Source organism: Rhodoferax sp. (assembly GCF_018063565.1).
Taxonomy (GTDB): domain Bacteria; phylum Pseudomonadota; class Gammaproteobacteria; order Burkholderiales; family Burkholderiaceae_C; genus Rhodoferax.
On sequence record NZ_JAGPBB010000023.1, the window covers coordinates 1 to 17,359 of the forward strand.

Annotated in this window: 24 protein-coding genes; 9 read left to right on the forward strand and 15 right to left on the reverse strand. The window is 61.2% G+C overall.

The genetic code is table 11. From position 1 onward, the window contains the following. Both KBF66_RS07410 and KBF66_RS07415 read left to right on the forward strand, forming a co-directional pair. Window positions 1–224 (forward strand): EamA family transporter (locus tag KBF66_RS07410; RefSeq protein WP_296654645.1); only part of this gene is annotated, 224 nt, incomplete at its 5' end. Window positions 225–360: 136 nt separating this feature from the next. Beyond that, window positions 361–579 carry a glycine zipper 2TM domain-containing protein gene (locus tag KBF66_RS07415; protein WP_296654647.1) on the forward strand — a complete coding sequence of 73 codons (219 nt, stop codon included), beginning with the start codon at window positions 361–363 and terminating at the stop codon, window positions 577–579. A 61-nt stretch (window positions 580–640) separates the two neighbouring features. Here KBF66_RS07415 and KBF66_RS07420 read toward each other — a convergent pair whose 3' ends face one another. After that, window positions 641–1,060, reverse strand: coding sequence for a hypothetical protein (locus tag KBF66_RS07420; protein ID WP_296654649.1), 420 nt, complete (start codon window positions 1,058–1,060; stop codon window positions 641–643). Between the two features lie 5 nt (window positions 1,061–1,065). Beyond that, window positions 1,066–1,350: a hypothetical protein gene (locus KBF66_RS07425; protein ID WP_296654650.1), complete on the reverse strand. Its 285-nt coding sequence runs from the start codon at window positions 1,348–1,350 to the stop codon at window positions 1,066–1,068. Window positions 1,351–1,607: 257 nt separating this feature from the next. Here KBF66_RS07425 and KBF66_RS07430 point away from each other — a divergent pair, with 257 nt between their 5' ends. From KBF66_RS07430 to KBF66_RS07440, 3 genes are all read left to right on the forward strand, one after another. Then, on the forward strand, window positions 1,608–1,817 hold the full coding sequence (locus KBF66_RS07430) for a CsbD family protein (protein ID WP_296654652.1): 210 nt from the start codon (window positions 1,608–1,610) through the stop codon (window positions 1,815–1,817). A 39-nt stretch (window positions 1,818–1,856) separates the two neighbouring features. Next, on the forward strand, window positions 1,857–2,273 hold the full coding sequence (locus KBF66_RS07435; RefSeq protein WP_296654654.1) for a PRC-barrel domain-containing protein: 417 nt from the start codon (window positions 1,857–1,859) through the stop codon (window positions 2,271–2,273). 72 nt (window positions 2,274–2,345) lie between these two features. Then, window positions 2,346–3,239: a transglutaminase family protein gene (locus KBF66_RS07440; RefSeq protein WP_296654657.1), complete on the forward strand. Its 894-nt coding sequence runs from the start codon at window positions 2,346–2,348 to the stop codon at window positions 3,237–3,239. A 24-nt stretch (window positions 3,240–3,263) separates the two neighbouring features. Here the strand turns inward: KBF66_RS07440 and KBF66_RS07445 are convergent, their stop codons facing one another. The 8 genes from KBF66_RS07445 to KBF66_RS07480 all read right to left on the reverse strand — a co-directional run bounded on the left by KBF66_RS07445 (window position 3,264) and on the right by KBF66_RS07480 (window position 9,090). Further along, a complete protein-coding gene (locus KBF66_RS07445; protein WP_296654658.1) occupies window positions 3,264–4,196 on the reverse strand; it encodes an OmpA family protein in 933 nt (310 codons plus the stop codon). 24 nt (window positions 4,197–4,220) lie between these two features. Then, window positions 4,221–4,595 (reverse strand): DUF4398 domain-containing protein, encoded by a 375-nt coding sequence (locus KBF66_RS07450; RefSeq protein ID WP_296654660.1) that lies wholly within the window; start codon window positions 4,593–4,595, stop codon window positions 4,221–4,223. 124 nt (window positions 4,596–4,719) lie between these two features. After that, window positions 4,720–5,841 carry a quinolinate synthase NadA gene (nadA, locus tag KBF66_RS07455; protein ID WP_296654662.1) on the reverse strand — a complete coding sequence of 374 codons (1,122 nt, stop codon included), beginning with the start codon at window positions 5,839–5,841 and terminating at the stop codon, window positions 4,720–4,722. Window positions 5,842–5,880: 39 nt separating this feature from the next. Then, window positions 5,881–6,759 carry a carboxylating nicotinate-nucleotide diphosphorylase gene (nadC, locus tag KBF66_RS07460; RefSeq protein WP_296654664.1) on the reverse strand — a complete coding sequence of 293 codons (879 nt, stop codon included), beginning with the start codon at window positions 6,757–6,759 and terminating at the stop codon, window positions 5,881–5,883. 23 nt (window positions 6,760–6,782) lie between these two features. Then, the gene (locus KBF66_RS07465; RefSeq protein ID WP_296654666.1) at window positions 6,783–7,808 is read right to left on the reverse strand and encodes an NAD(P)H-dependent glycerol-3-phosphate dehydrogenase; all 1,026 of its coding nucleotides are present in this window, start codon (window positions 7,806–7,808) and stop codon (window positions 6,783–6,785) included. 49 nt (window positions 7,809–7,857) lie between these two features. Beyond that, window positions 7,858–8,325, reverse strand: coding sequence for a protein-export chaperone SecB (gene secB / locus KBF66_RS07470; RefSeq protein ID WP_296654669.1), 468 nt, complete (start codon window positions 8,323–8,325; stop codon window positions 7,858–7,860). 75 nt (window positions 8,326–8,400) lie between these two features. Then, window positions 8,401–8,661, reverse strand: a complete 261-nt coding sequence (gene grxC, locus KBF66_RS07475; protein WP_296654671.1) for a glutaredoxin 3 — start codon at window positions 8,659–8,661, stop codon at window positions 8,401–8,403. 21 nt (window positions 8,662–8,682) lie between these two features. Further along, window positions 8,683–9,090 carry a rhodanese-like domain-containing protein gene (locus tag KBF66_RS07480; RefSeq protein ID WP_296654673.1) on the reverse strand — a complete coding sequence of 136 codons (408 nt, stop codon included), beginning with the start codon at window positions 9,088–9,090 and terminating at the stop codon, window positions 8,683–8,685. Between the two features lie 427 nt (window positions 9,091–9,517). Between KBF66_RS07480 and KBF66_RS07485 the strand changes: the two genes are divergently transcribed. Together KBF66_RS07485 and KBF66_RS07490 are read left to right on the forward strand one after the other, a co-directional pair. Beyond that, complete coding sequence (locus KBF66_RS07485) at window positions 9,518–10,987, forward strand: S41 family peptidase (RefSeq protein ID WP_296654675.1); 1,470 nt, start codon at window positions 9,518–9,520, stop codon at window positions 10,985–10,987. 13 nt (window positions 10,988–11,000) lie between these two features. Further along, on the forward strand, window positions 11,001–11,753 hold the full coding sequence (locus tag KBF66_RS07490; RefSeq protein ID WP_296654677.1) for a HesA/MoeB/ThiF family protein: 753 nt from the start codon (window positions 11,001–11,003) through the stop codon (window positions 11,751–11,753). Window positions 11,754–11,766: 13 nt separating this feature from the next. Here KBF66_RS07490 and KBF66_RS07495 read toward each other — a convergent pair whose 3' ends face one another. Then, entirely contained in the window at window positions 11,767–12,300 is a 534-nt protein-coding gene (locus KBF66_RS07495) for a thermonuclease family protein (protein WP_296654680.1), read from the reverse strand. A gap of 139 nt (window positions 12,301–12,439) precedes the next feature. Between KBF66_RS07495 and KBF66_RS07500 the strand changes: the two genes are divergently transcribed. After that, window positions 12,440–13,183 carry a GGDEF domain-containing protein gene (locus KBF66_RS07500; protein WP_296654742.1) on the forward strand — a complete coding sequence of 248 codons (744 nt, stop codon included), beginning with the start codon at window positions 12,440–12,442 and terminating at the stop codon, window positions 13,181–13,183. A gap of 69 nt (window positions 13,184–13,252) precedes the next feature. Continuing rightward, window positions 13,253–14,035 carry a MinD/ParA family protein gene (locus KBF66_RS07505; protein WP_296654745.1) on the forward strand — a complete coding sequence of 261 codons (783 nt, stop codon included), beginning with the start codon at window positions 13,253–13,255 and terminating at the stop codon, window positions 14,033–14,035. A gap of 30 nt (window positions 14,036–14,065) precedes the next feature. Here the strand turns inward: KBF66_RS07505 and KBF66_RS07510 are convergent, their stop codons facing one another. The 4 genes from KBF66_RS07510 to clsB all read right to left on the reverse strand — a co-directional run bounded on the left by KBF66_RS07510 (window position 14,066) and on the right by clsB (window position 17,356). Further along, window positions 14,066–14,923, reverse strand: coding sequence for a DUF429 domain-containing protein (locus KBF66_RS07510; protein ID WP_296654682.1), 858 nt, complete (start codon window positions 14,921–14,923; stop codon window positions 14,066–14,068). Between the two features lie 11 nt (window positions 14,924–14,934). Next, window positions 14,935–15,357 (reverse strand): BLUF domain-containing protein, encoded by a 423-nt coding sequence (locus KBF66_RS07515; protein WP_296654685.1) that lies wholly within the window; start codon window positions 15,355–15,357, stop codon window positions 14,935–14,937. A 2-nt stretch (window positions 15,358–15,359) separates the two neighbouring features. Continuing rightward, window positions 15,360–16,061: a GTP cyclohydrolase I gene (gene folE, locus KBF66_RS07520; RefSeq protein ID WP_296654688.1), complete on the reverse strand. Its 702-nt coding sequence runs from the start codon at window positions 16,059–16,061 to the stop codon at window positions 15,360–15,362. 104 nt (window positions 16,062–16,165) lie between these two features. Next, window positions 16,166–17,356 carry a cardiolipin synthase ClsB gene (gene clsB / locus KBF66_RS07525; RefSeq protein ID WP_296654691.1) on the reverse strand — a complete coding sequence of 397 codons (1,191 nt, stop codon included), beginning with the start codon at window positions 17,354–17,356 and terminating at the stop codon, window positions 16,166–16,168. Between the last annotated feature and the right edge of the window lie 3 nt (window positions 17,357–17,359).

Genomic DNA, 17,359 nt, shown 5'->3' on the forward strand with positions numbered 1-17,359 from the left:
ACCTGGTGCTGCTTTCGTCGGTGGCGTTTGGCCTGTGGACGATTTTGCTCAAGTACAACCGGGTGGGTATGGTGACCGTCTTCAACTTCCTGATCCCGATCTTTGGGGCCATGCTGTCGGCAGTTTTTCTGGGTGAGCGCATTCTGGAGTGGAAAAACGTGATCGCTCTGGTGCTGGTGTGCAGTGGCATCTTTCTGGTGACACGTGACAGGGTTGGCGACTGACGGGCAAGTCAATGCGGTGCCTGGGTACGCCGGCGTACCGACACGGCGCGCTTGCCATTCAACAATGGAACTTCGCCCGTCGAGCCGGCAACGGACCGCGACGTTTGTCCCCTGTGTAGATCTGGAGAAATTTGTCATGAAACCTATTGACCGTGTGGTGGTGGGCTGGCCTGCCGTATTGTTGTTGGCCAGTGTGGTGCTGGGTGGTTGCGCCGGAATGACCACGCAAGAAAAGAATACGGCCACCGGCGCGGTGATCGGCGGGGTGGTTGGCAATTTGCTGTGTGGCGGTGTGTTGTGCACCGGTGCCGGTGCCGCCGTGGGTGGGGTGATTGGTCACGAAGTGGCCAAGTAATACCCATTGCCTCGCAAAACACCCAGAGGGCCGCCTTGCAGCGGCCCTTTTTGCGGGGACTCTACTGAGCCGGAACCGGCGTGACGGTGATGCTTTGGCGCAGAATGCCACCGCCGGCCACACTGCCCTGAATGGTGCTGTCGGCGCGCATGCGTGCTTCACACTGGGTGCGTGCATCACCCTGGTGGACGGCGCAGCGACGCAAGACATTCGCCTGGTAATCGACGGGCGGATGATTGAAGCCACCCCGTTGCGCTTCAGCCAGCGCGTGTTGGACTTCGAGCCGGCAATTGGCCGGGTCTTGCCGCGCATCGGGGCGCTCGCAGTCGGCCAGGTCCTGCCGATAGCGGGCCTGGGCCTCGGACAAGGTCAGCGCCGAGGCTGCCCATGCCGTGCTGGCGCAAAGCAGGACGGCCACCCTGGCAAGGGTTCGCCAGACCGGTTGCGCCGGGGTGTGGTGCATGGCACTCAGGGTGACCATGCTGCCTATACCTGCGACTTGAAGTAGCGAAATGAGTGGACAAACGCATCGCGCACTTTTTCGGTTTCGGCCACCATCGCGTCCCAGGTGTTTTCACCGGTGGTCTGCAAGGCATCGAGCTTTGCCAGTGCGAGCTTGGACTGCTCGTGCAGTTTGTCCATCTCGGCGCGGTAGGTGTCACGCACGTCTTCGCGGGCTTCCTGGGCGCGCGCTTCGAGCTTGTCCATTTGCACATTCAGTTCATCGAGTTGCAGTTTCATCTTGCTGATGTAGGTGTCTCGGCTGGTCATGGTTGTTTCTCCTTGGCTGACAAACCTCTGGCCAGATTTGACCAGAGGGCCGACGCACAGCAACCCGGGGGCGCTGGTGTCATACCAGTTGAGCTTAGAGCGGCGCGCCAGGGGCGTCTGTGCGCTTGCACACCCTCTGGGGGCCATGACCCAATGTCCGCAAGCGCACAGACGGTCGCGGGTTGCGACCCTAAAGTGGCCGGTGAGTCTGAGGTCGCTCGGGCTCAACTTCAATTCAACACCACAAAGGAAATCTCATGAACAAGGATCAAGTCAAGGGCAAAGTCAAAAACATCGCCGGCCATGTGCAGGAGGAGGCGGGCAAGCTGGTGGGCAATCTTGCACAGGAGGCCAAGGGCATCAAGCTGCAAGTGGAAGGCCGGGCGCAAAAAAACCTGGGCAACGCCAAAGCCCTGGTGAAAGACGCACGCCAGGCCGTCAAAGAGCGTGCCAAGTCTGCCGCGTAAGGCCAGGCCAGAACCCACTTCTTAAGAACGGACAAATCCATGAATTATCTTGAGCGCGACAGTTTTGGCATGTATGCGGTGTCTTCCAGCGACGGGCCCGGCCCGCGGTTGATGGGCGCCGATACCCTGCTGGGCAACGACGTCTACAACCGCGTCGGGGAGGACCTGGGGGATGTGAAAGAGATCATGCTCGACGTGCCCACTGGTCGGGTGAGTTATGCGGTGCTGTCCTTTGGCGGCTTTTTGGGTATGGGCGAAAAGCTGTTTGCCGTGCCATGGGCCGCGCTGACACTCGATACCGAGAACAAGCGTTTTACCCTCGATGTGGCCAAAGACCGGCTGGTCAATGCACCTGGCTTTGACAAAGATAACTGGCCCGATATGTCGGATCAGACCTGGGCCAATCAGGTTCACGGCTACTATGGCACCAAGCCCTACGCAGGCGACATGCGTTAGCCGCTGGTTCCCCCCGTTCTCCCTTGCTTGTGACCCGGGCGGGGAGTTTTCCAATTATTGGGAGTGTGCCGTATGCCCCGGCTGAAATTCACGATCGAGCTGAACTACGAAACCGCCGAGCCTGGCAGTGATTTTATTTTCTGCATTCACGCGGCTCAGACGCGTTTTCAGCGGGTGATCCATGAAGCACTGAGCCTGAACCAAGCGCTGCTGCAGAACCACTATACGGACCCGGCAACCCACACCCGGTTCTTGCGGGTGAATGCACGCGCAGGACCACTTTGCCTGTTGTACGACGCCACCGTGGACCTGAACCATTACACCGCGCCACCCGGCCAGATTGGCGAAGTGGCGGTGGCTGACTTGCCCGGTGAGGTGTTGCCTTACATTTACCCGAGCCGCTATTGCCAGTCCGACCGGCTCGGGCGGCTGGCGATGAACGAGTTTGGCCATCTTTGGCATGGCTATGGTCGCGTTCAGGCGGTGTGTGATTGGGTGACTGAGCGGGTCACCTTTCGCTCCAACAGTTCCAACAGCAATACCACGGCGGTGGATACGCTGGTGGAAAAAGTGGGCGTTTGCCGCGACTTTGCCCATCTGATGATCGCCTTGTGCCGGGCGCTCAATATTCCGGCGCGATTTGCCACGGGAATCGATTTTGGTGCATCGCCCACACTGGGTCCCACCGATTTTCATGCCTATGTTGAGGTTTACCTGGCGCACCGATGGTTCATCTTTGACCCGTCCGGGGTGGCGATCCCGATGGGTTTTCTGCGCTTTGGCACCGGCCGTGACGCTGCCGACGTGGCCTTTGCCACCATCTTTGGCGATGTGCGTGGCTCGGCTCCGGTGATCACCGTGGCCGCCGTTGCCGATGGTCAAGGCGTGCTGGTGATGCCTCACAAGGTGGACTGGGCACTGTCCACCGATGCCCACCCGGCATCGGAGATGTTGCAAACCTTATAGCTGTAAAACTATACAGATAAAGCGCTAGCGGTTCATGACGTGACCGCTCTCGTCTGACAGGACGATCTCCACGCGGCGATTGAGCTGGCGGTTTTGAGCGGTTTCGTTGTCGGCCACCGGGTAGCGTTCGCCATAGCCATGGGTGGCCACCCGTTCGCGTCCGATGCCCATCTCTTGCAGGGCTGTCAACACGGCGTTGGCGCGCCGCTCGGACAGTTCCAGGTTGTACGCGGTGCTGCCGGTGCTGTCGGCAAAGCCCTCCACCAGCACGGTTCGACTCGGGTTGAGCTGCAACAGCTTGGCGAGTTTTTGTGCGCTGACCTGACCTTCGGGGTTGAGTCGGGACTGATCGGTGCCAAACAGCACGTCACCGAGGGTGATCACCATGCCCCGGTCAGTTTTTTGTGCCGCCATGTCGGCCAGTTGCGCCTCCAGTTGGGCATTGCGCACGTCAGCGTCTTGCGCCGAGCGCTGGGCCTTCTGCGCCTGGTCTTGTAAGCGCAGCGCGTTTTGCTGCGCACGCTCGGCATCGTCGCGCGCCAGCATGGCGAGCAGGCCAGACTGGTTGGCGCGGATATTGGCGGCGTTGGCTTCATTGGTGCGCTGATCCAGCAGCAACTGGTTGCGCGCCTGGCCCGCGTTGGCGATGTCAGCCTCGGCCATTTTCTGCTTGGTGAGCTCTTGGGTCAGGGCAATTTTCTGCCGGGCCAGATAGGCCAGCGCATCAATTTGGTCACTGCTGGCGCGGGCATTGGCCTGCGCATCGGCTTGTGCCACAGCGTCGCCTGCCTGTGCCAGTGCCAATGGCGCATAGGTGGCGACATTGGGATTGTTCTGCGCGATCCGGTACTCGCTATGGGCCTGGTCAAGCATGGCGGTGGATTTGGGGGTGGACCCGCAGGCGCCCAGCAGGGCAGCGACGGCGATGAAGGTGGCGCTAAGGTAAAGGTTTTTCATGGGGTTTCCAGACAGTGAAGGGGCTTACAGGTTGCGTTCGAGCTCGTTGCGCAGCACGCGGATATCGTCTTGCAGGGCATCCGCAGCCTGCTGTGCTTTGGCAGAGTTGGCTTTGGCCTGCGCGAGTTTGGCGTCGGCCTGGGCCTGGTTGGCCAGGTCGCGTGCCCGCTGGTAATCACGCGACGCCATGGCCTGGTTGGCAAGTGCCAGTTTTTCGCGGGCGGTGTTCATCTCCAGGGGCGCAAACTGGGCACCACCGGCACCAGCGGCGTTGTCAACCGCGGCTTTGGAGACGGCGACGTCGACGGTGGCGGGTGTCTTGAGACTGGCGCAGCCGACCATCAGCATGGCGCTCACGCCGCACAGAAGGGCCAGCAGTCGCCTTGGGGTTCTTGTCATCTTCGATCTCCGGTAGGGTTACCGGGCATGGAATCAGGCCCGATATCACCGGTTATAGGCAGATGACCCGCAGGGGTCTGTTCGCTGGCGTACCCGCCCGCGTCAATGAAAGAGTGACAACCGCTTAGGCAGCACCAATCAGAGGCACCAGGCTGCCCGCGTCATGCCCCTGCTTGAGGGCAGCGGTGAACGCCAGCATCCGGTCAATGGGCAGGCGCGCGCGCGGGATGATGGCCGGCTCGACGTGAATCTCTCCGGCACCGCTTTCGAGCACCCGCGCCACGTCGGCCAGGCCGTTCATGGCCATCCAGGGGCAATGGGCACAGCTTTTGCAAGTGGCGCTGTTGCCGGCGGTGGGGGCTTCCAGGAACAGTTTGCCCGGGTTGAGGGTGCGCAGCTTGTGCATCATGCCGTTGTCCGTGGCGACGATGAAGACCTTGGCCGGCATTTCGTGCGCGGCTTTCAGAATGCCCGAGGTGGAACCCACCGCATCGGCCAATGCCACCACGGCCTCGGGTGACTCGGGGTGAACCAGCACTTTGGCGCCAGGGTGCTCGCGGATCAGGGCTTCAAGTTCATAGGCCTTGAATTCATCATGCACGATGCATGAGCCACCCCACATCACCATGTCAGCACCGGTTTCGCGCTGGATATAGCCGCCCAGATGCCGGTCGGGTGCCCACAGGATCTTGTGGCCCTTGTCCTTGAGCGCGCGTACCACGTCCAGTGCACAGCTGGACGTGACCAGCCAGTCGGCACGCGCCTTGACGGCGGCACTGGTGTTGGCGTACACCACGACCGTGCGCTCGGGATGGGCGTCGCAAAAGGCACTGAATTCGTCGTGTGGGCAGCCCAGGTCGAGCGAGCAGTTGGCGTCCAGATCGGGCATCAGCACGCGTTTGTGCGGCGACAGGATCTTGGACGTCTCACCCATGAAACGCACCCCCGAGACCACCAGGGTGGTGGCAGGGTGATCACGACCAAAACGCGCCATTTCAAGCGAGTCACTGACCAGACCACCGGTTTCCTCGGCCAGGTCCTGCAGGTCGGGGTGGACATAGTAGTGCGACACCATCACCGCGTTGTGTTGCCTGAGCAAGTGCCGTATACGGTCTTTCAACGCGGCACGTTCGACGGCTGAGGGCTCCACCGGCACCCGGGCCCAGGCGTGCTTGGTGGCGCACACGGATCCGCTGGCGGGTTGCTCGTAGTCCACGGCTTTGCGGGCCGGCGCGGGTTGGGTCATGTCAACTCCTGTCCTTGGGGTACTGGGGGCGGTGGGCGCTTACTGCAGCTCGTTGACAAAGCGCATGGAAAAGTCGATGGCCTTGACGTTTTTGGTCAGTGCCCCGATCGAGATGCGGTCCACGCCGGTCGAGGCGATGGCACAGACGCTGGAGAGGTTGACACCACCCGAGACCTCGAGCAATGCGCGCCCGGCGGTGATGTGCACCGCCTCATGCAATTGCGACAAGCCCATGTTGTCGAGCAGGATCATGTTGGCCCCCGCGGCCAGTGCTTCACGCAGTTGATCGAGCGTTTCGACTTCGATCTGCACAAAACTGGCCTGCGGTGCCACCTCGGCGGCCCGTTGCAATACCTGCGTGACCCCGCCGGCAGCAGCAATGTGGTTCTCCTTGATCAGCACGGCGTCGTACAAGCCCAGCCGATGGTTGACGCCACCGCCAGTGCGTACCGCGTACTTTTGTGCCAGTCGCAAGCCGGGCAGAGTCTTGCGTGTGTCGACAATGCCGGCGCGCACCCCCGGCACTTCGCGGATGGCCTGGACAAAGGTGTGGGTCTTGGTGGCCACGGCGCTGAGCAGTTGCAGGAAATTCAGCGCGGTGCGTTCAGCCGTCAACAGGCCGCGGGCCTGTCCGCGTACTTCGAGCACGGTCTGGTCGGCCCCGCAATGCTGTCCTTCGGGGATGCGCCAGGTCAGCTCTGCACGCGGGTCAACCTGCAAGAAGGCTTCCTGTACCCAGGGTGTGCCGCAGATCACGGCAGGCTCGCGGGCCACCACGGTGGCGCGGGCGCGCCGGTCAGGATCGACCAGCCCGGCCGTCAGGTCGGCTGCACCGACGTCTTCAGCCAGCGCACGGGCCACGTCAAGACGCGCCAGTTCGGCCACGGCGGAGGGTGAAAAAATGGATTCAACAGTCATGGTTATCTCCTGTATTGATACGCTTACGCACTGCCAGCACGCTCGATCGTGGGTTCTCGCCCCATCAACTGCAGCACCGCCTGTCGGGGCGTCGCCTGTCCGTCCAGCAAAGCCAGCACGGCTTGCGCGATGGGCATGTCAACGCCCAGGTAGGCGGCGCGCTGTACCACGGTACGTGCACTGTAAACCCCTTCGGCCACATGTCCAAGTGCTGCGGTGGCCTGCTGCAAGTTGCTGCCACGGGCCAGCGCCAGCCCGACCTGGCGATTGCGCGAAAGATCTCCGGTGGCGGTCAGCACCAGATCACCGAGTCCACTCAGGCCCATGAAGGTGTCGGCACGTGCGCCCAGCGCCATTCCCAAACGGGTCATTTCAGCCAGGCCACGGGTGATCAGCGCCGCACGGGCGTTGAGTCCCAGCGCCAGGCCGTCGCACAAACCGGTCGCAATGGCCAGCACGTTCTTGACCGCCCCACCCACCTCGACACCGGTGACGTCATCACTGGTGTACACCCGCAGGCTCGGGCTGTGAAATGCTTCAACCAGGGCCAGCCGCACCCGCGCATGGGTGCTGGCCGCCACCAGCGCGGCCGGCTGTCCACCCGCAACCTCTTGCGCGAAACTCGGACCACTGAGAACGCCTGCTTCCAAATAAGGAGCTATCTGAGCTTGTATTTCATGCGCTAGGAGGCCAAAAGTCTCAGATTTGGCGGGTTCAAATCCCTTGCAAACCCAGGCCAGTGGCAGCCCGCACGTGTGCAGGGCCGTGAGACTGTCACGCAGCGCGGCCATCGGGGTTGCCACCAGCAGCAATTGCGCATCCGGGTGCTGCTGGAGCATCTGGCTCAGCGGCACTGCGCTGATGGTCAGCGACGGCGGGAGAGCCAGCCCGGGCAGGTAACGCTGGTTTTCATGCTGCGCCTGCAGCGCCTGCGCGTGGGCCGGGCTGCGCGTCCACAACACCACCTGATGTTGTGCGGCCACGTTGTTGGCCGCACTCAGCGCCAGCCCGGTACCCCAGGCACCTGCGCCGATGACCACGATCTTCATGGTTGTTTACGCAAGAATCACCGGGGCGGGGCACCCAGCACCATGCCGTTTACTGGGTGAGGTTGCTGCCTGCCTGCTCAACCTGAGCCGCTTGGGCGGCATTTTGCTGCTCGTACATGGCCTGAAAGTTGATCTCGGACAGGTGCACTGGCGGGAAGCCGGCGCGCTGCACCAGGTCAGCCACGTTGCCGCGCAGGTAGGGGTAGACGATTTGTGGGCAGGCGATGCCCATGATCGGACCCATCTGTTCCTGCGGCAGGTTGCGCACTTCAAAAATGCCGGCTTGTGTGGCTTCGACCAGAAACACGGTCTTGTCCTTGACCTTGGTTTGCACCGTGGCGGTGACGGACACTTCGTAAATGCCGTCGGCGACAGCGCTGGCGTTCACACCGAGCTGGATGTCCACCGTGGGCTGTTCCGGCTCCAGCAGGATCGCAGGTGAATTGGGTTGCTCCAGCGATGCCTCCTTGAGGTAAACGCGCTGAATCTGGAAAACGGGATCTGGGGTCTCGGACATGAAGTTCTTTCAGTTAAAAATAGCAGACCCGGCGCAAGAAGCACACCGGGCCCAGTCAGACAGCGACGGATTATCTCAGGCCGCAGACAGCAGCGGCATCAGGCCACCACGCCCGTCGAGCGCGATCAGGTCATCGCAACCGCCGACATGGGTGTCGCCAATGAAAATTTGCGGCACCGTGCGACGACCGGTGATGCTCATCATGGTGGCGAGCTGTTCGGGTTGCAGGTCGATGCGGATCTCTTCGATCTGCAGGACACCGCGTGCCTTGAGGAGTTGTTTGGCGCGGATGCAATAGGGGCAGACCGCGGTGGTGTACATCTTGACGGGTGACATGCGACAGGGACTTTCTTGAAATCAGGCTTTTTCGACCGGCAGGTTGGCAGCACGCCAGGCGTTGATGCCACCCGAGAGTGACAGGGCTTTTTCAAACCCGAGTTTTTTGGCGATCGACACCGCCCGATTGCTGCGAGCACCCGAGTAGCAGACCATGATCAGCGGGGTGGCCTTGTTTTTGACCACGGTGGTCAGCCGTGTTTCCAGCTGGCCCAAGGGGATGTTCTTGGCACCGACCACGTGCCCGTTGGCGTATTCAGCCGTTTCGCAGACATCAATGACCACCGCTTTTTCGCGGTTGATCAGCTGGACAGCGCCATCGGCGGTGAGCGCGCCGGGGCCGCCTCCACTCAAGGCCGGCCACAACAACATGCCACCCGCCGACAGGGCGACGGCGATCAGCATCCAGTTATCGAGAAAAAATTGCACTTGGTAATCCTTCGGTTCAGGGGCATGGGACAGGGCCGCATTTTAGAATGCCCGCGCTTTGCCAGGCGGCGCAAGCGGGAATACCTTGAAGAAACTTGTAACCCTGATGGCGGTGGCCCATGCCAAGGTGCTCAAGTGCGCCAAACGGCCACGCGATCCGTGCCGTGGCCCGGGCCTTGACCACATTTCGAACACGCGATCGTGGGCCGGAACATTCCCCATGGCAGGGTGCTGGTTGATGCGCTTGACACTGCGCTCAACGTGATCCGGCATTACCATCCGCGGGCGGCCCAAGCAGCGGCCAACCCGGCGCGGGGCAATCACTGAGCAATTTACAATTGTTTACGGAACCCTCTGGTCGGCGCGGGCTCCAATTGGCTCACAGGTAGGCGCCGTTTTGGCGTTGTTGGCACGTTCTGGAAGCAATATGGGTCAAAAACTGAAGATTACTGGCTGGATTTCGATCGGTGTACTGGCAGGGGCCATGACCACGGTGTCGCTGCAAACCGTGGCGCGCGGCACACTGGCACCTTTGCCGCTGGAGGAGTTGCAGCAACTCGCCGCTGTCTTTGGCATGGTCAAAAGCAACTATGTGGAGCCGGTGGACGAGAAGAAGCTCATCACCGACGCGATTGCCGGCATGGTGGCAGGGCTGGATCCGCATTCGGTCTATCTGGATAAAAAAGCGCTGAAAGATTTCAACGAGGGCACCACCGGCAAATTTGTCGGTGTCGGCATCGAGATTTCCCAGGAAGACGGCCTGATCAAGGTGGTGTCACCGATTGAGGGTTCGCCGGCTTTTCGCGCCGGACTCAAGCCCAATGACCTGATCGTCAAGATTGACGAAACGCCGGTCAAGGGACTCACGCTGAATGAGGGTGTGAAACGGATGCGCGGTGAGCCCAATACCAAGGTCGTGTTGAGCATCTTTCGCAAGGACGAGAACCGCACTTTTCCGGTGACCATCATTCGCGAAGAAATACGTACCCAGTCGGTGCGCAGCAAAGTGATCGAGCCAGGCTATGCCTGGATTCGCGTCAGCCAGTTCCAGGAGCGCACGGTGGCCGACTTTGCGCGCAAGGTGCAAGAGATCTACAAGCAGGAGCCCAAGCTGAAAGGTTTGGTGCTGGATTTGCGCAATGACCCGGGTGGTTATCTGGATGCCGCCGTGGCCCTGTCGGCGGCCTTTTTGCCGCAGGACGTGACGGTGGTGTCGGCCAACGGCCAACTGCCAGAGAGCAAGTTCACCTACAAGGCTTCACCGCGTTTTTATGCCCGGCGCGGTGCCGATCCCTTGGCGCAACTCGATGACATGACCCGTGAGGCCTTGCGCAAAGTGCCTTTGGTGGTGCTGGTCAATGAAGGTTCCGCGTCGGCCAGCGAAATTGTGGCCGGGGCACTGCAAGATCACCAGCGTGCCAAGTTGCTGGGAAGCCAGACCTTTGGCAAGGGTTCGGTGCAGACGGCGGTGTGTCTGGATTCGGCGTTTCGCATGGACAACTGCCCCAGTGCGGCGCTCAAACTCACCACCAGCCGCTATTACACGCCCAGCGGCAAGTCGATCCAGGCCAAGGGGATCGTGCCCGACGTGATGATTGACGAAAGCGAGGAGGGCAACCTGTTTGCCGCCTTGCGCACGCGTGAGGCCGATTTGCAGAAACACCTCAACAGTGGCCAGGGCGTCGAAGTGAAGGACGAAGCGCGCGAAAAGGCGCGTGAAGAAGCGCGCAAGAAACTGGAAGAAGAACTGAAGAAGCCCGCTGCCGAGCGGCGTGCCCCTGAATTTGGCTCCGACAAGGACTTCCAGCTGACGCAGGCCTTGAACCAGCTTAAAGGTATGCCGGTTCTGGTCAGCAAGACCCTGGTGGAGCGCGAAGAAGAGAAGAAAGAAAACTAGCGCCCCACAGCCAATGGAAGACGCCGATCTGCTGCGATATTCGCGGCACATTCTGCTCAACGAGTTGGGTATCGAGGGGCAGCAGCGCATTCTGGATGGTCGTGTCCTGATGGTGGGGGCGGGCGGACTGGGGTCTCCGGTGGCCTTGTATCTGGGCTCGGCCGGGGTCGGCCATATCACCGTGGTCGACGACGACACGGTCGACCTGACCAACCTGCAGCGTCAGGTTGCCCATACCGAGGCGCGGGTCGGGATGCCCAAGGTGTTGTCGATCCAGCGTGCCATTGCCGAACTGAACTGCGGCGTGCGTGTCAATCCGGTGCAGGCGCGCGCTGATGCGGCTTTGCTGCACACGCTGGTGGCGCAGGCCGATGTGGTGGTCGATTGCTGTGACAATTTCAAGACGCGTCATGCCATCAACGCGGCCTGTGTGCGCCATCGGGTACCGTTGGTGTCAGGTGCGGCGGTGCGTTTTGACGGGCAGCTTGCGGTCTACGACCCGCGTGACGAACTGTCGCCCTGCTATGCCTGCGTGTTCCCGCAGGAGGCAAGTTTTGAGGAAACCCTTTGCGCCACGATGGGCGTGTTTGCGCCACTGGTCGGCTTGGTGGGCTCCATTCAGGCAGCGGAAACACTCAAGCTGCTGAGCCAGGCCGGACGCTCCCTGACGGGTCGGCTGATGATGATCGACGGTCGCAGCATGGAAATGACGGAACTCAAAGTAGGTCGTCGTGCCGATTGTTCAGTGTGTGGGTCCAGAACTTAGGGTGTGACGCGGATCAACGCGGCGGGTGGCAACTGCCGTGGCGCTTGCGGAAGTCGGCCGGATTTTCCGGCGTGGGGTGTGCAAACAGGCCCAGACCGGCCTGCCGCGCCAGTCGCTCCTGAGTCGCGTAGGGTCCGGGGCTGCGACGCCAGCGGTAAGACCAGGCGTGGCCCTTGCTCACCAATACTGCGCCCAGGTCCTGCCCGGTGACGCGGATACGCGCCAGGCCGCGCCCGTAGTCATCCACATGACGCACTTCGATGTGGAGGGTGGTATTGACGACCAGTTGCTGCAAGGCGTGGCGTGCCGCATCGCCACCGACTTGGCAGATCTCGGGTGCATCAATGCCCTGCAGGCGCAATTTTTGCGGGGCACCACCCGCCTCGGGTTGAACCCACAGTGTGTCACCGTCTGGTACTGCGGTGGCGCGGGCGGCAAATTGGCGGGCGCTGGCGGATGTGCTCAATGCGCACAAGGCGCCCACCAGAAGGGCGCAAAAACGGTAGCGCCAGCGGCGTTGTGTTGTGCTTTCAGTCACAGCGTACATCGGGTTCTGTTGAAACGACCGGTATGCACGACGGCATGGGCCTTATTCCGAGTATCGGGGCAAAAGTGAACCTGTTAGACTCGAATTTTGATGATCATTGCCTGTCTTGAAGACCCCTCCAGCTTCTTCTGCGGTTGAGATGAGCCAGTTGCGTCTGGGAGACGCGCTTGCTTTGCTTGAGCACGCCCATCAGGACTTGCCTGCACCGCAAGCGGATGCCGTGGCTTATCTGCAAGCCGTTGTGGACAAGCTGTGCGAGCTGTCCTTGCGCGACCCGCTGACCGGCTTGTCGAACCGGCGGTATTTCCAGACCATATTGAGCCGTGAAATCGAGGTGGTGGCGCGCTCTGGCGAGCCTGCGCTGCTGTTGATGCTCGACATTGACCATTTCAAGAAGGTCAACGACAGCTATGGGCATCCCGCCGGTGATGCCGTGTTGCAGGCGGTCGCCAAAACCCTGGCCGGCTGCGTACGCCCGATGGACACGGTGGCCCGTTTTGGCGGTGAGGAGTTTGTCATCATCCTGCCCAGTTGCCAGGGTTTGTTCGGCCATCAGGTGGCCGAACGGATTCGCGAGGCGGTCAGCGCCTTGACCGTGACGGTGGCATATGGTGTCAGCCTGAAGGTCACGATCAGCATTGGCGGCGCCTACGCACCGCGCTGGGTGCGGTCGTCGCCGGAGTTGTGGATCGACCGTGCCGATATCGAACTCTATCGGGCCAAGTCTGAAGGGCGCAACCGGGTCTGTATCGAGATGCAGCCGATCCTTGCCGTCAGCGCTGAGGAGAAGAGTCTGCTGTTTGGCCCTCTGTCCATGAGTGACCCGGCCTGGATCGACAACATGGGCAGTGATGGCGGCGTGGCCCATCGGTCGGTGCAATGAACAAAGTGATGACAAATGAGTGACCCGAGTACTTTTGTGGCGGCAGAAAAAGAGGCCAGTGCGGCACAGATGGGACCGCTGGGCAAAGTTCTGGCTGTCACCAGTGGCAAAGGGGGCGTGGGCAAGACCTTTGTGTCGGCCAACCTGGCGGCGGCTCTGGCCAAACGGGGACACAAGGTGTTGGTGCTGGATGCGGACTTGGGTCTGGCCAATCTGGATGTGGTGCTGAACCTCTATCCCAAGGTCACCCTGCATGACGTGTTTACCGGCAAAGCCAAGCTCGAAGAGGCCATTGTGCGTGCACCGGGGGGGTTTTCGGTGCTGCTGGCGGGTTCCGGCATGGTCGAATACTCGCGTCTGACACCCAATGTGCGCAATGACTTTTTGCAGATCATGACCGGGCTGCTGCCGTATTACGACATCGTGCTGCTCGACACCGGTGCCGGGATTTCCGACGTGGTGCTGTTTGCCGTCTCGCTGGCGTCCGAGGTGCTGGTGGTGGCGACGCCGGAGCCAACCTCGCTGACCGATGCCTACGCCACCATCAAGGTGTTGGTGGGCGAGCAGCAGCGCCGCGTGATCCGCATGGTGGTGAACCAGACCGCGCGCATGGGCGACGGGCGGGCCATCACCACCCAACTGCAGCAGGTGCTGGACCGGTTTGTGGTGTCCAAACCGGGCGACAAAGTGCGCCTGGTGCACATGGGAGATATTCCGGCCGATCCATCGGTGCGGCAGGCGGTGATGCGTCGGCAACTGCTGTTGCAGTCGGTGCCGGGATGCCCGGCGTCACTGGCCATTTCACAGCTGGCCGGCAAGCTCGAAGAGACGCTGATCAGCAAACCTGGCTGAGTTCATGCTCCGAAGGAGGCATGAGGACGGTCAAGCGCTGACAATCCAGCCTTCAAGCGGGTCCATGTCAGGTGGCAAGCCGTACGCTTTGTCACCCCGTTCAAATTGCCTTTGTGCCCACGCCGCCTGCATCAGGCACAAGACGGCGTCGAGTCGGTCGCCTTTGGCATCATCGGCCAGTTGATCACGCTGAGGGTTGCTGAGCTTGAGCCGCAGGCCGAGGCGGGTCCTGGCCTGTTCCAGAGCGTTGATCAGGTCCTTGCGGGCGATCAGGCGCTCTGCATTTTGCCGGCCTGGATCGTCACTTTTGTAACTGCGTCGCCCCAGCAACTCGCGCGCCAGCAAAGCGGGGTATCCCTCCAGCGCGATACGCTGCGCCTGTCCGTCAGCATTTCGGTTGCTGCTGGCACCCGGATCGAGTCCGGGCAGGGTGATGCCGGCGGCCAGCAGGCGGGGAACACCGGCATGCAACATGAAGGCAACCGGCGGATTGACCCATTTCATGCTGGGGCTTGAAGCGGCGGGACGGTCGGTAGCGCGGTGGGCAAACTTGCCACCAGCGGGTCGTCGGGCACAAAAGCTGGCGAAGGTCTGGCGAATCTCGGCGCGACTGAGCTCGGCGTAATGGCTCATGCAGGCGCGCCAGTCGAGCGGCCATCCCAGTGACTGAACCAGTTCGCGTGGCAGTCCGAAGGGCAGATCAAAGGCGCCGACCCATGGCGACGGTTCAGCCAGCCACGCCGAAAATTCCGGCAAAGACCTGCATTCCACAAAGCCGCAGAGCGAAACACATTCGCCCGACAAGGCGCCAATGGCGAAGACGATGGGTTTCTTGGGGGTGGGTGCACTGGAAAAATCACAGCCCACGACCCGGGTCGGTGGCGCCACGGTTGGGGCTTTTAGGCCCGCCCGATGACCGAAGCCGTGGCCATCAGTTCTTCCAGCAAGGCCAAAGACACTTTGCCCGAGACCGAATAAGGGTCAAGCTCGGGCTTCTCGGCGTACTTGAGCAAGATGGACGCATTGATGCGGTTCATGTTGACCTCGCCCATGGTCCAGCCGCCGAAGCGGCGCTCCGAGATCTCTTCATAGTGCAGCAACACCACATCTTTGTGGCGTTTGTCGCGCTGGATCTGGTTGTACAGCTCGCTGATGACCATGCGCCCGCCTTCAATGGCCTGCAGAAAAATGCCACCGCCATAACACAGCACACCGGTGACGCCACTGTTGGGGTTGCGGCTGCGGCATTCGTGAAGAATGCCTTCGATGGCGTCGGTGCTGGGGTCGACCGCGCGGCTGGCATACAACAAACGTACCAACATGATTAACCTTTCTGGGGAATGAGTGACAAAAATTCGCGGCGCAAGTTGGCGTCCTTGAGGAAGCTGCCGCGCATCACCGAGTTGATCATTTTGCTGTCCATGTCCTTGACACCGCGCCAGCTCATGCAGAAGTGGCTGGCTTCCATGACGATTGCCAGGCCATCCGGCTGGGTCTTGCGCTGGATCAGATCAGCCAGTTGCACCACCGCCTCTTCCTGGATTTGCGGGCGACCCATGACCCATTCGGCCAGTCGGGCGTATTTGGACAGACCAATCACGTTGGTGTGTTCGTTGGGAAGCACACCGATCCAGATCTTGCCAAGGATCGGGCAAAAGTGATGGCTGCAGGCACTGCGCACGGTGATCGGGCCGACGATCATCAGCTCGTTCAGGTGTTCGGCGTTAGGGAACTCGGTGATGGCAGGGGCCTTGACATACCGCCCCTGAAACACTTCCTTGAGGTACATCTTGGCGACCCGTCGGGCCGTCTCATCGGTGTTGTGGTCGTTGTCGGTGTCGATCACCAGACTGCTGAGCACACCTTTCATTTTGGATTCGACCTCATCGAGCAGCAGTTCCAGTTCCCCGGGCTGGATAAATTCGGCGATGTTGTCGTTGGCGTTGAAGCGCTTGCGGGCGGACAGAATACGTTCGCGGATTTTTACCGAGACCGGTACCCCTGCGTCAGAGTCACTTGGATTCATGGTTGGTGTTGCTGTAAAGAAGTGAATGGTCCATCGTACCAGTGTTTCATGAGTAGGGTTATTGGCATCCAGCCCTTATAAATGAAGCACTAATAGCTATAAATTCAGTATCGCTTGCCATTGACAAACAGCAGCAGGCGCATCAGCAGCAGTGCGCTGCGATCGAGCAGTTTCTGCCGCCATGATCGCTGCCGGTGTTGCTGCAAGTCAAGTGAGCGCGCACCATGCTGGATGGCCTGCTCCAGTTCATGGCGCAACTGGCCTGCAAAATTGGCATCATGCACCACCACGTTGGCTTCACGCGCCAGCAACAGGCTCAAGGGGTCCATGTTGGATGAGCCTACCGTCGCCCATTGTCCGTCGATGACGGCCACCTTGGCGTGAAGAAAACTGACGGTGTACTCATAGATCTCGACACCCGCTTCGAGTAGTCCGCCATACAGGGCGTGGGCGGCATGGTATTGCATGAAATACTCATAGCGTCCCTGCAACAACAGCCTGACCCTCACACCACGTTGGGCCGCATGGATCAGTGCGCGACGGATCTTGCGCCCTGGCAGGAAGTAGGCGTTGGCCAGGATGATGTCCTGCCGTGCTGCTCCCAGTGCCAGCCGATAGGCACGTTCGATGCGGCTGCGGTTGAGCAGGTTGTCACGCAGAACCAGGCCGGCGCGGGCCTGGCCGGTCGCGGCCGGCACTCGGTGAGCCTCTGTTGCCGCTGCTGTCGCTTTTTGCAACGACTGCCAGGCCTGCAGCCAGTGCACCTGCCGGGCGCTTTCGACCGCCTGCAGCCGCCACCAGAACTGGGTCATGGCGGCGTGCGCGTCGCGCACCAGCGGGCCCGATACGCGCACCGCAAAATCAAAGCGTGGTGCTGTCAAGGGGCCATGATTGAGGTCAAACCAGTCGTCTTGCAAGTTGATACCACCGCAAAACACCACCTGACCATCGATCACACACAACTTGCGATGCAATCGCCGCCAACGGCTGGGCACCAGCAAGCCCAAACGTCCCAGCGGGGCGTAAATGTGCCAATGCACCCCGGCGGCCTTGAAGCGTGCCTGCCAGTCAGCGGGCAGGTTGGGCGTGCCGACGCCGTCGACCACCAGTGTGACGGCGACACCGCGTTGCGCCGCACGAATGAGGGCGCCGCCGACCGGTTCGGCCGCTTTCTCCAGGTGAAAAATATAGGTTTCCAGCCGTACTTCGTGCAGCGCGGTGTCGATGGCAGCGATCAGCGACGCAAAATACTCGGCAGCTCCGCGTAACAGCAGCAACTCATGGTCGGCTTGCATGGC

Bases quoted from the DNA above. Each gene is read 5' to 3' on its own strand.
- KBF66_RS07415 (WP_296654647.1), top strand. From the start codon at position 361: ATGAAACCTATTGACCGTGTGGTGGTGGGCTGGCCTGCCGTATTGTTG.
- KBF66_RS07420 (WP_296654649.1), bottom strand. From the start codon at position 1,060: ATGGTCACCCTGAGTGCCATGCACCACACCCCGGCGCAACCGGTCTGG.
- KBF66_RS07425 (WP_296654650.1), bottom strand. From the start codon at position 1,350: ATGACCAGCCGAGACACCTACATCAGCAAGATGAAACTGCAACTCGAT.
- KBF66_RS07430 (WP_296654652.1), top strand. From the start codon at position 1,608: ATGAACAAGGATCAAGTCAAGGGCAAAGTCAAAAACATCGCCGGCCAT.
- KBF66_RS07435 (WP_296654654.1), top strand. From the start codon at position 1,857: ATGAATTATCTTGAGCGCGACAGTTTTGGCATGTATGCGGTGTCTTCC.
- KBF66_RS07440 (WP_296654657.1), top strand. From the start codon at position 2,346: ATGCCCCGGCTGAAATTCACGATCGAGCTGAACTACGAAACCGCCGAG.
- KBF66_RS07445 (WP_296654658.1), bottom strand. From the start codon at position 4,196: ATGAAAAACCTTTACCTTAGCGCCACCTTCATCGCCGTCGCTGCCCTG.
- KBF66_RS07450 (WP_296654660.1), bottom strand. From the start codon at position 4,595: ATGACAAGAACCCCAAGGCGACTGCTGGCCCTTCTGTGCGGCGTGAGC.
- nadA (WP_296654662.1), bottom strand. From the start codon at position 5,841: ATGACCCAACCCGCGCCGGCCCGCAAAGCCGTGGACTACGAGCAACCC.
- nadC (WP_296654664.1), bottom strand. From the start codon at position 6,759: ATGACTGTTGAATCCATTTTTTCACCCTCCGCCGTGGCCGAACTGGCG.
- KBF66_RS07465 (WP_296654666.1), bottom strand. From the start codon at position 7,808: ATGAAGATCGTGGTCATCGGCGCAGGTGCCTGGGGTACCGGGCTGGCG.
- secB (WP_296654669.1), bottom strand. From the start codon at position 8,325: ATGTCCGAGACCCCAGATCCCGTTTTCCAGATTCAGCGCGTTTACCTC.
- grxC (WP_296654671.1), bottom strand. From the start codon at position 8,661: ATGTCACCCGTCAAGATGTACACCACCGCGGTCTGCCCCTATTGCATC.
- KBF66_RS07485 (WP_296654675.1), top strand. From the start codon at position 9,518: ATGGGTCAAAAACTGAAGATTACTGGCTGGATTTCGATCGGTGTACTG.
- KBF66_RS07490 (WP_296654677.1), top strand. From the start codon at position 11,001: ATGGAAGACGCCGATCTGCTGCGATATTCGCGGCACATTCTGCTCAAC.
- KBF66_RS07495 (WP_296654680.1), bottom strand. From the start codon at position 12,300: ATGTACGCTGTGACTGAAAGCACAACACAACGCCGCTGGCGCTACCGT.
- KBF66_RS07500 (WP_296654742.1), top strand. From the start codon at position 12,440: ATGAGCCAGTTGCGTCTGGGAGACGCGCTTGCTTTGCTTGAGCACGCC.
- KBF66_RS07505 (WP_296654745.1), top strand. From the start codon at position 13,253: ATGGGACCGCTGGGCAAAGTTCTGGCTGTCACCAGTGGCAAAGGGGGC.
- KBF66_RS07515 (WP_296654685.1), bottom strand. From the start codon at position 15,357: ATGTTGGTACGTTTGTTGTATGCCAGCCGCGCGGTCGACCCCAGCACC.
- folE (WP_296654688.1), bottom strand. From the start codon at position 16,061: ATGAATCCAAGTGACTCTGACGCAGGGGTACCGGTCTCGGTAAAAATC.
- clsB (WP_296654691.1), bottom strand. From the start codon at position 17,356: ATGCAAGCCGACCATGAGTTGCTGCTGTTACGCGGAGCTGCCGAGTAT.